Here is a 15,278-nt window from a genome sequence, read left to right as displayed (position 1 = left end):
TTTGTTTTGGATGCAATTGACAGATCTGACTGGGCAAAAAATAATCTGTGGTGAAAAATCGAGCAGAAAACATCAGTTTCACACAGCGAAATTCCCCCTATTTCTTTTAGGCATCAAAGCCCGAAATCACAATGTTTACCAGCCGGTCAAATTAACTGGCCACCCCTTCTCCCGCACATTTTGCTCAACCCTTAGGGGAACGGCACGCCCCTTGCATGATGAACATCAAAACAGGTGAGGAAAAGACTGGCATGCTGGAAATACCCGGAAAAAACCTGACCATCGATGGCAATCGTCTGTGGGATAGCCTGATGGACATGGCGAAGATTGGCCCCGGCATTGCCGGTGGCAACAACCGCCAGACCCTGACCGATGACGACGCCAAAGGGCGCGATCTGTTCAGGAATTGGTGCGCGGCGGCAGGCATGAGCGTCGGTGTCGATGCCATGGGCACCATGTTCGCCACCCGCCCCGGTACAGACCCGGATGCTTTGCCCGTCTATATCGGCAGCCATCTCGACACCCAGCCGACCGGCGGCAAGTTCGATGGCGTTCTGGGCGTGCTGGCGGGACTGGAAGTGGTGCGCAGCCTTAACGATCTCGACATCCGGACAAAGCATCCGATTGTCGTTACCAACTGGGCGAATGAAGAAGGGGCGCGCTTCGCCCCGGCCATGTTGGCCTCTGGTGTTTTCGCTGGCATTCACGATCTCGACTACGCCTATAGCCGCACCGACACGGCGGGCAAAACCTATGGCAACGAACTGAAGCGGATCGGCTGGCTCGGAGATGAGGAGGTAGGCGCCCGCAAGATGCACGCCTATTTCGAGTATCACATCGAGCAGGGCCCGATACTTGAAGCGAACGACAAGCAGATCGGTGTCGTCACACATTGTCAGGGCCTTTGGTGGCTCGAAGTCACGCTCACGGGCAAAGAGGCGCATACCGGGTCAACCCCGATGGCCATGCGCGTCAATGCAGGCCTGGCCGCAGCACGCATCATAGAAAGGGTGCAAGAGGTGGCGATGGCACATCAGCCCGATGCGGTGGCTGGCGTGGGCCAGATGATCTTTTCGCCCAACTCCCGCAATGTCCTGCCCGGCAAGGTGGTCTTCACCATCGACCTGCGCACGCCCTCGCAGGAAAAGCTCAATTCCATGCGGGCCATTTTTGAGCGTGAAGTGCCTGCGATTGCAGACGAACTCGGCGTCGGCTGCGCCATTGAAGCCATCGGCCATTTCGACCCCGTCACCTTCGATTCCATCCTCACGGGCCGCGTGCGGGATGCAGCGGAAAAGCTGGGCTACAGCCATATGGATATCATCTCGGGTGCGGGTCATGACGCCTGCTGGACGGCCCGGGTCGCACCCTCAACGATGATTTTCTGCCCCTGCGTGGACGGCCTCTCCCACAATGAAGCCGAAGACATTTCCCCTGAATGGGCGGCGGCCGGCTGCAACGTGTTGCTGCATGCCGTGCTCGAAACTGCGGAGATCGTGGAATGACCACCATCATCAAGAACGGCACCATTATCACCGCCGACCTGACCTACAAGGCAGATATCAGAATCGAAGGCGGCGTCATTGTCGAGATCGGGCCTGACCTCTCCGGCGGCACCGTTCTGGATGCGACGGGCTGCTACGTCATGCCCGGCGGCATCGATCCCCATGTCCATCTGGAAATGCCCTTCATGGGCACCTATTCGGCAGATGATTTCGAAAGTGGAACCCGCGCAGCCTTGAGCGGCGGCACGACGATGGTGGTGGATTTCTGCCTGCCGGAGCCGGGTCAATCGCTGCTGGATGCGTTGAGCCGCTGGGATAACAAGGCAACACGCGCGACCTGCGACTATTCATTTCATATGGCCGTGACGTGGTGGGGCGAGCAGGTCTTCGACGACATGAAGACTGTGGTGCAGCAAAAGGGCATCAACAGTTTCAAGCACTTCATGGCCTATAAGGGCGCGCTGATGGTGAATGACGACGAGATGTTTGCCTCCTTTTCGCGTTGCGCGGAGCTTGGCGCACTGCCTATGGTGCATGCCGAGAACGGCGATATCGTTGCCCAGATGCAGGCGAAGCTTCTGGCGCAGGGCAATAATGGGCCGGAAGCGCACGCCTATTCCCGCCCCGCTTCCGTAGAAGGCGAAGCCACCAACCGCGCCATCATCATTGCGGATATGGCGGGCGCGCCCCTCTATGTCGTTCACACCTCCTGCGAACAGGCGCATGAGGCTATCCGCCGGGCGCGCCAGAACGGCATGCGGGTTTATGGCGAACCGCTGATCCAGCATCTGATACTCGACGAGCGCGAATATGCGAATGCCGATTGGGACCACGCCGCCCGCCGTGTCATGTCACCACCTTTTCGCAACAAACAGCATCAGGACAGCCTCTGGGCGGGCCTCGCCGCTGGTTCCCTGCAATGCGTGGCAACAGACCATTGCGCCTTCACCACTGAGCAGAAACGCAACGGCATCGGTGATTTCACCAAAATCCCCAACGGCACCGGCGGCCTTGAAGACCGCCTTCCGCTTCTGTGGACGCGCGGCGTTGCCACGGGTCGCCTGACGATGAACGAATTCGTCGCCGTCACATCCACAAACATCGCCAAGATCCTGAACATCTACCCCAGAAAGGGTGCGATTCTGGTCGGCAGCGATGCCGATATCGTCGTCTGGGACCCTGAGCTTGAAAAGACGATCAGCGCGAAGACCCAGCAATCCGCTATCGATTACAACGTCTTCGAAGGCCAGACCGTCAAGGGCCTGCCACGCTTCACCCTGTCACGCGGTGTCGTCGCCATTGAGGAAAGCACGGTGAAAACCGTGGAGGGTCATGGGCAATTTGTGGCGCGGCAGCCTTACCCCGCTGTCTCCAAGGCGCTGTCCACGTGGAAAGAACTCGTCGCACCCCGCAAGGTGGAACGCACAGGCATACCGGCGAGCGGAGTGTGAGATGACAGTAAAAACCTCCTATTCCGTCGTATCAGCCAAAAACCTCGGCCTGACATTCGAGACCGGGGACGGCCCGGTTCACGCCCTCGCCAATGTCGATCTTGAGGTGAAGAAGGGCGATTTCGTATCCTTCATAGGCCCTTCCGGCTGCGGCAAAACCACGTTTCTGCGCGTCATCGCCGATCTGGAAAAGCACACATCGGGTGAGATCAGCGTCAACGGCACAACGCCAGAGAATGCCCGTAAGGACAGATCCTATGGCTATGTTTTTCAGGCAGCCGCACTTTACCCATGGCGCACCATTGAAAAGAACATCGCGCTACCGCTTGAAATTATGGGCTACACCAAAGCCGAGCAGCAGGCGCGTATCAAACGCACGCTCGATCTCGTCAATCTCGGTGGCTTTGCGAAGAAGTTCCCGTGGCAACTCTCCGGCGGCATGCAGCAGCGCGCCTCCATCGCCCGGGCGCTCGCTTTCGATGCCGACCTGCTTTTGATGGACGAACCCTTCGGCGCACTGGACGAAATCGTTCGCGACCACCTCAATGAGCAGCTTCTGAAGCTGTGGGACGCGACCGGCAAAACCATATGCTTCGTGACCCACTCCATTCCCGAAGCCGTCTACCTCTCCACCAAGATCGTCGTCATGTCTCCCCGCCCCGGCCGGGTAACCGACATCATCGAATCCACCCTGCCGCGTGAGCGCCCGTTCGAAATTCGTGAAACGCCGGAGTTTCTGGAGATTGCCCAGCGGGTCCGTGAAGGCCTGAAGGCGGGGCACAGCTATGACGGGTGACATGTTGCGCCAACGCATTCTCCCCGTCCTCACCATCGTCATCGCCATTCTCGTCATCTGGCATGTCGCAGTCATCTACCTCAACATGCCCTTCGCACGAGATCAGGCAGCAAGAGCGGGCGAGCAACCCAGTTTCGCAGAACTACTACCGCAGACCTTTGCGCAGGAGCGTCCGGTGTTGCCGGCGCCCCACCAGATCATCGCAGAGCTTTGGGATACGACCGTCAACAAGGCCGTCACCTCCAAACGCAGCCTGATCTACCATACGGGCATCACGCTTTCGGCGACGCTTCTGGGTTTCGCGATTGGAACCGCACTCGGCATTCTCATCGCGGTCGCCATTGTTCATAACCGTGCTCTGGATCGTTCGGTCATGCCGTGGATCATCGCCAGCCAGACGATCCCCATCATCGCGGTCGCACCGATGATTATCGTCGTCTTGAATTCCATCGGCATCTCAGGCCTCTTACCCAAGGCGCTGATATCAACCTATCTCAGTTTCTTCCCCATCGTGGTGGGCATGGTGAAGGGCTTGCGAAGCCCTGAAGGCATCCATCTGGATTTGATGCGCACCTATTACGCGGCACCTTCACAAATCTTCTGGAAGCTGCGCTGGCCATCGGCCCTGCCCTATCTCTTCACCTCGCTGAAAATCGCCATCGCCATTTCGCTGGTCGGCGCCATCGTCGGTGAGTTGCCAACGGGGGCCGTTGCGGGCCTTGGTGCCAGACTGCTGTCCGGCTCCTATTACGGCCAAACCGTACAGATATGGGCCGCTCTCTTCATGGCGGCGGCACTGGCAGCGATCCTCGTCTCCATCATCGGCCTTGCCCATGGTGCCGTGTTGAAACGAATGGGAGAAAGGCCATGACCAATCCCGGCTGGGTTATCGGCGCAATTCTGTTTTGGCTTGCGGCATGGGCTTTGAACGAGTGGCTAGTGCGCCATCGCTTCAAAGTCTCAGCCGCAAGACGCGCCAGCGACATCGCTGTCCCCCTGATCTTCGGTGCGGCTCTCATCATGCTGTGGGAAGGCATGGTGCGCGGCTTTTCCGTGCCTTCCATTCTGTTGCCCGCCCCCAGCGCAATCTTCCTGCGTCTCATCAGCTCACTGCCGATCCTCTGGGCAGACTTCCGGCAGACATTCCTGAAATCGGTGCTGACGGGTTATGTGCTGGGTTGCGGCCTCGGCTTCTGCGTTGCCATTCTCATTGATCGTTCACCGTTTCTGCAACGCGGCCTGCTGCCCATCGGCAATTTCGTGTCCGCACTGCCTGTGGTCGGCATAGCACCCATCATGGTCATGTGGTTCGGCTTTGATTGGCAGTCCAAGGTGGCCGTGGTCGTCATCATGACTTTCTTCCCGATGCTCGTGAACACGGTGCAGGGCCTGTCCGCCTCCAGCCACATCGAGCGGGATTTGATGCACACCTATGCTGCGGGCTGGTGGCAAACGCTGGTCAAGCTTCGCCTTCCCGCTGCATGGCCGTTTATTTTCAATGCCTTGAAGATCAATTCGACGCTGGCTCTGATCGGAGCAATCGTCGCGGAGTTCTTCGGCACGCCCATTGTGGGCATGGGCTTTCGCATCTCGGCTGAAATGGGCCGGAGCAATGTGGATATGGTCTGGGCCGAGATTGCCGTCGCGGCAATTGCGGGCTCCGGCTTTTATGGTTTGGTGGCGCTGGCAGAGCGCGCCGTCACCTTCTGGCATCCGTCCGTCCGCAGTGGACGAACGTAAACAAAGAAAAAAAAGGGAACAGCGATGAAAAACAGACTTGCATCCATGCTTCTTGCCGGAGCAACGCTGATGACAGCGTTTAACGCACACGCCGCAGAGAAGGTCACGCTCCAGCTGAAATGGGTCACGCAGGCCCAGTTCGCCGGTTATTATGTGGCCAAGGACGAGGGCTTTTACGAAGCCGAAGGCCTCGACGTGGAGATCAGGCCCGGCGGACCCGATATCGCACCCGCGCAGGTTCTGGCTGGTGGCGGTGCAGATGTCGTCGTCGATTGGCTGCCTTCAGCCCTTGCCACGCGCGAAAAAGGCGTGCCGCTGGTCAACATCGCCCAGCCGTTCAAGAAATCCGGCATGATGCTGACGTGCCTGAAAGAAACCGGCATCACGAAGCCTGAGGATTTCAAGGGCAAGACCCTTGGCGTCTGGTTCTTCGGCAATGAATATCCATTCCTGTCGTGGATGGCGCATCTGAAAATCCCGACAACTGGCGGCGCCGATGGCGTGACGGTGTTGAAGCAGGGCTTTAACGTCGATCCGCTGTTGCAAAAGCAGGCAGCGTGCATTTCCACCATGACCTACAATGAATATTTGCAGGTGCTGGAAGCAGGCGTGAAGGCCAGCGACCTCGTTACCTTCAAATATGAAGATGAGGGCGTCGCCACGCTGGAAGATGGTCTCTATGTGCTGGAAGACAAGCTGAAGGACGCCAAGTTCAAGGAGAACATGGTTAAGTTCGTGCGCGCCTCCATGAAGGGATGGAAGTGGGCGGAAGAGAACCCCAACGATGCCGCCGACATCATTCTGGAAAATGACGCCTCCGGCGCACAGACCGAAGCGCACCAGAAAGGCATGATGACGGAAGTTGCCAAGCTGACGGCAGGCTCGACCGGCACGCTCGACAAGGCCGACTATGACCGCACGGTCAAAACCCTGCTGGGCGGCGGCTCCGATCCTGTCATCACCAAAGAGCCGACAGGCGCATTCACCACAGAAATCACGGATGCCGCTCTGAAATAGAGTTGCTGAAACGAGGTGCGCAGTTCAGCGCACCTCGGGCTGCCTACAATTTTTCTTTACTTACATTCAAATCTATATGTCACCCATTCGTTCCTTGGATTGAATTCAACCAGGCTACGACTTACATTCCGCAACGACAGACTCGAATATTTACCTCGCGCCAGACAGGGCCAGTCCAAGGGTCAGATTCTCGCCGATGAAGCAGTGTTCTGCGAGGTGAATGCAACGGATTGTCATTAGATTTTCTTGCATTCATTGTCGCATGACTTTCCAAGGGCACAGCATGTGCGTGGTGGACGTGCGATCCGCACCTTGGAACGGACAGACATGCACCGCAACACACTCGCAACACGGCTCCTGCTTCTCACGGCCTCGGCTTTGTTTGTGCCCGCAATGGCAAGCGCGCAGGGCGGTGCAGACCGCCAGAGCCTGCCCTCCATCGTGGTCAGCGAAGCCAAAACCCGTGATCTCGTAGATCGCGTCGTGGCGACGGGAACGCTTATGGCGGTGGATGAAATTTATATTCAGCCGCTCGTGGACGGCCTGTCTGTCGATCGGTTGAATGTCGATATCGGTGACAGGGTCGAGGCTGGCGCATCGCTTGCCGAACTTTCGAAGGACAGCCTAATTCTGCAAAAGAGCCAGCTTGAGGCCAACAGGGCAAAGGCTGAAGCGGGCGTGGCACAGAGCAAGGCACAGGTTATCGAGGCGCAGGCCAATTACGACGATGCGGTCCGCCAGCGTGACCGTGCCGGCCGTCTTGGCGAATCCGGTTCAGGCTCGGTCTCGAAGGTGGAACAAACCGCCTCAGCCGCAGATGTGGCGCAGGCACGCCTTCAAGCCGCCAGACAATCCGTGACGGTGGGTGAAGCCGACATAAAGGTCGTTGACGCTCAGATCGCCGACATCGATCTCAAACTCTCGCGCACAAGCGTGAAAACGCCGGTTGCCGGTATCGTCTCCGCCAAGAATGCCCGTGTTGGTGCCATTGCCAGCGGCAGCGGCAATCCGCTCTTTACCGTCATCAAGGATAACGCCATCGAACTCGTGGCCGATCTTTCGGAAACCGATATTCAGAAGGTTAAGGCTGGGCAAAAAGCCATCATCGCGGTTGCAGGCGGCAGCGACAGGATCGAAGGCAAGGTACGGCTTGTCTCGCCGACCGTGGATGCGACCACCCGCCTTGGCTCCGTGCATATTCTTCTGCCCGCAGACAGCCCCGCCCGTGCCGGCATGTATGGCAGCGCCGAAGTCGTCATTTCATCCGCCAATGCGCTCGCCTTGCCGCTATCCGCAGTCACTTCAGGCCGCAAGGGATCAAGCACCCGGCGGGTGGAAAATGGCGTGGTCAAGCAGGTTGCAGTGGAAATCGGCATTCAGGACAGTGGCTTCGTCGAGATCAAAAGCGGAATCTCCGCAGGCGACGTCGTCGTTGAAAAAGCAGGCGCATTCGTGCGCGATGGTGACAAGATCAACCCGGTTCCGGCTGACGCCGCAGCCTCGAACTGATTGAGAGAAAACCATGAACTTCTCTGCATGGTCCATCCGCAACCCGATTGCGCCAATGCTTTGCTTTGCACTTCTGCTGTTTCTCGGCGTCAAGGCATTTTACGATCTGCCCATCACCCGCTTCCCGAACATCGATGTTCCCGTTGTTGCGATCAGCGTTACGCAGAGCGGAGCCTCGCCATCGGAACTGGAAGCGCAGGTCACCAAGGAGGTGGAAGACGCGGTCGCCTCCATCAGCGGCATTGATGAAGTCCAGTCCACGGTGACGGACGGCCAATCCTTGACCACCGTGCTTTTTCGTATCGAAAAGCCGACAGAAGAGGCCGTTCAGGACACCAAGGACGCGATAGATAAGATCCGCAGCGAGTTGCCCGCGGATATTGAAGAACCTGTTGTCAGCAAGATCGACGTCGAGGGACAAGCGATCCAGACCTTCGCAGTCTCTTCGCCCAACATGACGCTGGAAGAACTGTCCTGGTTCGTTGATGATACGATCAAGCGCTCGCTTCAGGGTCAGTCCGGCGTTGGCAAGATAGACCGTTATGGCGGCGCGGATCGCGAAGTGCGCGTATCCCTCAACCCTGCCAAGCTGGATGCCTATGGCATCACGGCAGCCGACGTGAACCAGCACTTACGCGGCACCAACGTCGATCTGGGGTCCGGTCGCGGCCAGGTGGCGGGCAACGAACAAACCATCCGCACACTGGGTGATGCCCGCAATGTGGCCGAGCTTTCCAACACCACCATTGCGCTTTCCAGCGGCCGCTTCGTGAAGTTGTCGGAGCTTGGCACCATCACCGATACCTATGAAGAGCCGAAGTCGTTTTCACGCTTCAACGGCAATCCAGGCGTGACCTTCGCGGTGTTCCGCTCCAAGGGCGCGAGCGAAGTTTCCGTGGCGGAAACGGTGGCGGAAAATCTGGACAAGGTTCGCGCAGCGCACCCTAATGTCTCGATCGAGATGGTCGATGATGCCGTCTACTTCACCTATGGCAACTATACGGCCGCACTCCACACGCTGGTTGAAGGCTCGATCCTTGCCGTTATCGTGGTGCTTCTGTTCCTGCGAAACTGGCGCGCGACGCTGATCGCCGCTGTTGCCCTGCCCTTATCGGCCATTCCGACCTTCTGGGTCATGGATGTGCTAGGCTTCTCGCTCAACCTTGTCAGCTTCCTCGCCTTGACGCTGGCGACGGGTATTCTGGTGGATGACGCCATTGTGGAGGTGGAAAACATCTCCCGCCACATAAAGATGGGCAAATCGCCCTATCGCGCGTCTCTGGAAGCGGCCGACGAGATTGGGCTCGCGGTCATTGCGACGAGTTTCACCATCATCGCCGTCTTCGTGCCGGTCTCCTTCATGCCCGGCGTACCGGGCCAGTACTTCATTCAGTTCGGCCTGACCGTCGCCTTCTCGGTGTTCTTCTCACTCATGGTTGCGCGCCTCATCACACCGTTGATGGCCGCTTATCTGATGCGTCCCGACGATGCTGTCGACGACCATCACGACAATGATGGCTGGCTGATGAAGTCCTATACGAGCATGGTCACGGCAACCACCCGCAAATGGTGGGCCCGTTACCTGACGCTTCTCGGCGCCATCGGTTTCCTCGTCGGTTCGATCATCCTGCTCAGCGGCGTACCCGGCAGCTTCCTGCCGCCGGATGACGCCTCACGCGTCGTCCTGTCCATCGAGCTTCCACCCAATGCCACGCTTGAAGAAACCGACGCGACCACTGCCAAGATCAATGAAGCGATCCGTGACATCAACGGTGTTGAAAGCGTGTTCATTCTCGGCGGCGCATCGCCAAAGGGTGATCTCGAACTGCGCCGCGCAACAGTCCGCGTCATTCTCCAGCACATCGACCACTCGCTTTTGAAAACCTTGGTCAATAAGGGGCTTGGCTCAATTCCTCTCATCGGCCCTCATCTTCCAAAGGTTGAGGACACGGGCAGAACACGGCCGCAATGGGATGTGGAGCGGGATATTTTTGCCAAGGTAAACACCATCCCCGATGTGCGCATCATCAAGTTGAATGACCGCGCCGAACGGGAACTGAGTTTCAACTTCCTGTCGTCGAGCGAAGAAGATCTGCAGAATGCCGTCGGCATGCTGGAATCGCGGCTTCGTGCATCCCCCATCCTCGCCAATGTCAGCTCCGAAGGTGCATTGCCGCGCCCGGAACTGCAAATTCGCCCGCGCAAGGATGAGATCGCTCGCCTTGGCATCACGCCACAGCAAATCTCGCAGACCGTGCGCGTTGCCACCATTGGCGATATTGATGCGCTCCTGACGAAGATTTCGCTGGATGATCGACAGATTCCGATCCGTGTTCAGGCCTCGCTGGATGTCCGCCGGGATCTGGCCGCCATCCGTGCGTTGAAAATCAAGACCGCGACCGGTGCCACCGTTCCGCTGTCCAGCGTGGCCGATATCGACTATTCGGAAGGCCCAAGCTCCATCAAGCGCAATGATCGCAACCGGGTGGTCTCCATTGGCTCCGATGTTCCCTTCGGAACGGCACTCGACACATCATCGGCGGAATTCCGGCGCATCGTGGCGGAAACGAATTTACCGCCGACAGTGCGTCTCGCCGAAAGCGGTGATGCCAAGGTGCAAGGCGAAATGCAGACAGGCTTCACCAATGCCATGCTGCTTGGCCTGTTGCTGGTTCTGGTCGTCCTCATCCTTCTTTTCAAGGATGTGATCCAGCCCTTCACCATTCTGTTTTCTCTGCCGCTGGCCATCGGTGGCGTCGCGGTGGCTCTCATCCTTACCAACAATGCACTCTCCATGCCCGTTCTCATCGGCATTCTGATGCTGATGGGTATCGTGACGAAGAACGCTATTCTGCTGGTGGATTTTGCCATTGAGATGCGTCGCCACGGCATGGAGCGGGTTCACGCCATGGTGGAGGCAGGCCGCAAGCGCGCACGCCCCATCATTATGACCTCTATCGCCATGTCGGCGGGCATGCTGCCCTCGGCGCTGGGCGTTGGCGAAGGTGGGTCGTTCCGCTCGCCCATGGCCATCGCGGTCATTGGCGGCATCATTGTCTCCACGGTCCTGTCTCTTATCGTCGTCCCGGCCTTCTTCCTCATCATGGATGACCTGTCGCGGCTTCTCTCTCATCTCTTCGGCCGTTTCATTGGCAAGAAGGAAGAGGAGCATCCGGTTCTGTCAAACGAGGAACTGTCGGAAACGGCGCGGAACAATCAGGATGCATTGTCGGGCCTGGAAGAGCGCGTGGCGAACATTGAACAAAAAACCGGAACAGGCCAGAAAACCGGCGGAAATTCCAATAACGTGCTCCGCCTGCCGCCGCTAGCAGCCGAGTGAAAACACAAAATCTACATTGAAAAACGCCGGGCACTCCCCGGCGTTTTCACATTGCGGGCTCGCTTCGTTTTAAAGAGCAAAAAAATCTAGTGAATTGATTGAAATCAAGTTCAATGTGACAGGACCTGTTATCCTTTGCGTCATGGGAACATTGTCCTCAGACTGGAAACGTTCGCACCATGCGAAATCATGGTCGCACAGCGCATCCTCACTCTGACGGCTTTTCGCGGGGGCGCGACGGACGTGAACGATATGGTCAAGCTGAGCAGCAGAGAAAAGAGCGTTCTCCTCCAGATCCCCTTGGTGGGCGGCGGCGATAACGGGACACCGGGGAAACTCATGGAGGTTTCCACCATCCTCACCATAGCGGCCCGCCAAATGCTTTTTTGCGAAGGCGAAGTTGCAGAGCACCTGTTTTGTGTTTTGAGCGGCTATGTCCGCCTTTATCGCACGAGCAAGGATGGCCGCGAAGCCGATATCAGAATTTGCGGCCCTGGCGATACGTTCAATGAGTGTCTCATTTTCGGCTCGAACCACTATCAGTCCAGCGCACAGGTAGCGGAGAACTGCACGCTGGCACGCATAGACCTCAGCCGCATCAGATCATTAATCGAGGAAGATCCGACGGTGGCAAAGGCTGTCGTGCGGTGCCTGTCCAAGAGCCTGCTGACCACGATGGATTGCGTGGCGAATGATCGCCTACAAACCGCACCTCAGCGCGTTGCAAATTACCTCATCATGCAAGGGCCAGGCGATTCGACGTCCTATTCCCTGCGATTGCCGTTCCAGAAAAGCGTTTTGGCAGGCAAGCTGGGGCTGGCACCCGAAGCGCTTTCCCGCGCCTTCTCCAGCCTTCGCGATGCTGGCGTGATCGTGAGGGGACGCACCATTCAGGTGAATGACGTCGGCACGCTGAAACAGTTTTAGAACTGCTTCAGCGTTAGCCGCCTATCACAATCCGCCGTGCTGCTTCAGAAAGCCAACAATCGTGTCCACGCCGTCCCCGCGTTTCATGTCTGTAAACACGAAGGGCATCTCCTTGCGCATACGGGTTGCGTCGGTGTCCATAACGCCGAGATCGGCCCCGACATAGGGTGCCAAGTCCTTTTTGTTGATGACCAGCAGGTCAGAGCGGGTAATGCCCGGTCCACCCTTGCGCGGAATTTCCTCACCTTGGCACACGGAGATCACATAGATGGTGATGTCGGCCAAGTCAGGCGAAAAGGTCGCGGCCAGATTGTCGCCACCGGATTCGATGAAGACGATGTCGAGATCAGGGAACCGCTCGTTGAGACCTGCAATCGCCTGGAGATTGATCGTCGCATCTTCGCGGATCGCCGTGTGCGGACATCCGCCCGTTTCCACACCCACAATACGCTCAGACGGCAACGCCTGCATGCGCACCAGCGCTTCGGCATCTTCCTTGGTGTAGATATCGTTGGTGACCACGGCAACCGAGTAGTCTGCGCTCATGGCCTTGCAGAGTTTTTCCGTAAGCGCCGTCTTGCCGGAGCCAACAGGCCCACCGATGCCGACCCGAAGCGGGCCATTTCCCGATTTCATACGCGTTTTCCTTCCAAACAAGATCGTTCTGACATTAGCGATTTCCACCGGGCGCATTCAACGGCTAAGAGCGGAAAAGCCGGGTTTCCTGAATTTCATGCCGCATGGAGGCCGTATCGGCGAGAATGGTTGCCGACCCCAGCTCAGCCAGCGTCGACGCTGCTGCACGCTCGGCAACATCAGCAATTTCAGTTTCCAGATTGGCAAGGATCGTCACGCCATCCTTCTGCCCACTGATACCGAGACGTATGCCCGCCGACACGAATTGCGAAACACCGGAATGCAGATAGGCAGCAAGCGTGTCCTCAAGCCCGATCCCATGCGCTGAGGCAACCGCACCCACCGCAATCGGATAGGGCGTTTCCTTCGACAAGCGGTTCAACACCTCCTGCGGCCAAGCGGTTGCAGCGGCTAAGAAGGCGTCACCGAGCAACACCGTTTCACGATAGCGTTCCGCAGAGCCAGCCAAAGCTCGCCCCAGTTCGCAGAGTTCGGCCAGCTCCTCACCATCCGCCTGGCATCGCCACGCTTGCGCCAGCAGCACGGCATCGTTCCACAGCGCCCCGCGCCGCAACAGCAGTGAAATCCAGTCGTGCAGCTCATTGGCGCGGGAAAGACGTCGGTCATTGACCGCACTTTCCAGCCCGCCAGAATAGGAAAAAGCGCCAACAGGAAAGGCCGGCGACATCCACGCAAGCAGCTTCAGCAAGGCATCGACGTTACGGGTCACCGACATCAATCGTGGCTGTGGGAATGGTGGTCGTGTCCATGGCTATGGCCGCCATGGGCATGGTAGGCGCCACGCGCTGGCTGGAACGGCTCCTCTACATCGCGCACCGTTGCACCCAGGCCCTCAAGCATGGCGCGAATCACGTGATCGCGAAGGATCAGAATACGGCCTTCCTCGATCTGCGCCGCAAGGTGGCGGTTGCCCAGATGCCAGGCGAGTTCGATGAGGTGGAGCGTGTTTCTGGCCTTTATTTCAAACAGCTTTTCGTCGGCTGCGCGGACCTCCACAAGGTCACCATTTTCCACAACCAGCAAATCGCCATGGGCAAACAGCACAGCTTCCTTGAGGTCCAGCATCACCATCTCGTCATTCTGCAGGTGCAGAAGCTTGCGGCGCAGGTGCCTCTGGTCATGGGCGAGAGTGACGTAACCCGAGGGTTCGTCACCGGGTGTACCAGCGGGGAGGTAGGATTGTACGCGCAGCATCGGGCTATCCAGAATTTGGTTTCAATCAGCGTTGAAACCTGAAGGATGCCGCCCGTGAATGCAAGCCGCTTGTGATGAAAAGACGGTAGGATAAAGACAAATAATCGTCTGCAATCAACAAACTAGGAAGCGGCGAGCAATGTTGCTTTGAGATCGCCGACCGCTTGCGCAATAGCCAGGTCACTCTCGTGGCGCACGCAATTTCGTCCAGATGCCTTGGCCAGATAAAGCGCCTTGTCAGCCGCCGCAAATGTATCATGTTTGGAGCGAGACGGATCAATATCGGCAACGCCCACGGACACAGTCGTCTGAACCCGATGCGAGTCGAACGTGATCGTCAGGCACGAGACACGAATCCGCGCGAGTTCTATCAGGATCAGCCGATCTTTCAGCGGACCACCGCGAACGATCACGGCGAACTCCTCGCCACCCAGTCTGGCCACACAATGAAACTCGCCGAACACATCCGCAATTGCCGCGGCGGCTTTCTTGATGACGACATCGCCCGCAGCGTGGCCATAGCTGTCATTGATCCCCTTGAAGCGATCCAGATCGAATATCGCCAGCGATGCATCATCCAGCACGTCTTCAAAGCACTGATTGAAAGCCCGCCTGTTGGCGAGGCCAGACAGCGTATCAGTCTTGCTCAACCGCTCGAACTCGGCATGGGAATCATGGAGCTTACGAAGCGCTTTGGACAGAATGCTGCACAACATGCCGGTCACGAGACCGCCTACGATCCAGGCCATCACGACGCTATAGGCAAGTGCCTCATACAGCGGCAGCGGCAGAAGATTGAAAAAATCGCCGACCGCAATGGCCGCACAACTCACCAGGACCGATAGAATGATGGAGGCAAATACCATCTTGGCTGCAAAGCTACGCGTATTTTGCTTTTCACCAGCATCATTCAAACTCATTTCCAGCGAAATAAATTTCTTTAAACGCTTAGTCATCACACCTCACCTTGCATGACTTTACCGATAACCCTCATAGATTGGCTGTCAGTAAAGCGAATGTCTAAATTTTTAGCTACTTAAGGTATATTTGTGGATTATTGCAAAGAGTGATTTTCTGACACATCGCATCGCCTCAAAAACCCGCATCCCCTTTAAAAGGCAGGCAAGGCGATGTTGGGGCGG

At 57.6% G+C, this 15,278-nt stretch carries 13 protein-coding genes; 9 read left to right on the top strand and 4 right to left on the bottom strand.

All coding sequences use genetic code 11. From position 1 onward, the window contains the following. The first annotated feature begins 251 nt into the window (after positions 1 to 251). The 9 genes from ACQZ51_RS07055 to ACQZ51_RS07015 all read left to right on the top strand — a co-directional run bounded on the left by ACQZ51_RS07055 (position 252) and on the right by ACQZ51_RS07015 (position 12,285). Positions 252 to 1,505, top strand: a complete 1,254-nt coding sequence (locus tag ACQZ51_RS07055; protein ID WP_448776615.1) for a Zn-dependent hydrolase — start codon at positions 252 to 254, stop codon at positions 1,503 to 1,505. After that, positions 1,502 to 2,956 carry a dihydropyrimidinase gene (gene hydA / locus ACQZ51_RS07050; protein WP_448776174.1) on the top strand — a complete coding sequence of 485 codons (1,455 nt, stop codon included), beginning with the start codon at positions 1,502 to 1,504 and terminating at the stop codon, positions 2,954 to 2,956. The genes ACQZ51_RS07055 and hydA overlap by 4 nt, the downstream gene beginning before the upstream one ends. 1 nt (position 2,957) lies before the next feature. Then, positions 2,958 to 3,752 carry an ABC transporter ATP-binding protein gene (locus ACQZ51_RS07045; RefSeq protein ID WP_448776173.1) on the top strand — a complete coding sequence of 265 codons (795 nt, stop codon included), beginning with the start codon at positions 2,958 to 2,960 and terminating at the stop codon, positions 3,750 to 3,752. Next, a complete protein-coding gene (locus ACQZ51_RS07040) occupies positions 3,742 to 4,623 on the top strand; it encodes an ABC transporter permease (RefSeq protein ID WP_448776172.1) in 882 nt (293 codons plus the stop codon). Before ACQZ51_RS07045 ends, ACQZ51_RS07040 begins: the two co-directional genes overlap by 11 nt. Further along, positions 4,620 to 5,492, top strand: a complete 873-nt coding sequence (locus ACQZ51_RS07035) for an ABC transporter permease (RefSeq protein WP_448776171.1) — start codon at positions 4,620 to 4,622, stop codon at positions 5,490 to 5,492. The genes ACQZ51_RS07040 and ACQZ51_RS07035 overlap by 4 nt, the downstream gene beginning before the upstream one ends. A 24-nt stretch (positions 5,493 to 5,516) precedes the next feature. Further along, positions 5,517 to 6,509: an ABC transporter substrate-binding protein gene (locus ACQZ51_RS07030; protein WP_448776170.1), complete on the top strand. Its 993-nt coding sequence runs from the start codon at positions 5,517 to 5,519 to the stop codon at positions 6,507 to 6,509. 393 nt (positions 6,510 to 6,902) lie between these two features. Continuing rightward, positions 6,903 to 8,018, top strand: a complete 1,116-nt coding sequence (locus tag ACQZ51_RS07025; protein WP_448776613.1) for an efflux RND transporter periplasmic adaptor subunit — start codon at positions 6,903 to 6,905, stop codon at positions 8,016 to 8,018. Positions 8,019 to 8,031: 13 nt separating this feature from the next. Then, positions 8,032 to 11,358, top strand: coding sequence for an efflux RND transporter permease subunit (locus tag ACQZ51_RS07020; protein ID WP_448776169.1), 3,327 nt, complete (start codon positions 8,032 to 8,034; stop codon positions 11,356 to 11,358). A gap of 189 nt (positions 11,359 to 11,547) precedes the next feature. Continuing rightward, positions 11,548 to 12,285, top strand: coding sequence for a Crp/Fnr family transcriptional regulator (locus ACQZ51_RS07015; protein WP_448776168.1), 738 nt, complete (start codon positions 11,548 to 11,550; stop codon positions 12,283 to 12,285). Between the two features lie 24 nt (positions 12,286 to 12,309). On the opposite strand, the gene ureG is transcribed toward ACQZ51_RS07015, so the two are convergent. From ureG to ACQZ51_RS06995, 4 genes are all read right to left on the bottom strand, one after another. After that, a complete protein-coding gene (gene ureG, locus ACQZ51_RS07010; protein WP_243255204.1) occupies positions 12,310 to 12,921 on the bottom strand; it encodes an urease accessory protein UreG in 612 nt (203 codons plus the stop codon). A gap of 64 nt (positions 12,922 to 12,985) precedes the next feature. Further along, the gene (locus ACQZ51_RS07005; RefSeq protein WP_448776167.1) at positions 12,986 to 13,657 is read right to left on the bottom strand and encodes an urease accessory protein UreF; all 672 of its coding nucleotides are present in this window, start codon (positions 13,655 to 13,657) and stop codon (positions 12,986 to 12,988) included. Then, positions 13,657 to 14,136, bottom strand: a complete 480-nt coding sequence (ureE, locus tag ACQZ51_RS07000; RefSeq protein ID WP_042617432.1) for an urease accessory protein UreE — start codon at positions 14,134 to 14,136, stop codon at positions 13,657 to 13,659. Before ureE ends, ACQZ51_RS07005 begins: the two co-directional genes overlap by 1 nt. Positions 14,137 to 14,258: 122 nt before the next feature. Then, entirely contained in the window at positions 14,259 to 15,092 is an 834-nt protein-coding gene (locus ACQZ51_RS06995) for a GGDEF domain-containing protein (RefSeq protein WP_448776166.1), read from the bottom strand. Positions 15,093 to 15,278 lie beyond the last annotated feature (186 nt).

Source organism: Agrobacterium sp. CG674 (assembly GCF_053521645.1).
This window is presented reverse-complemented; position numbering and strand designations above follow the sequence as displayed.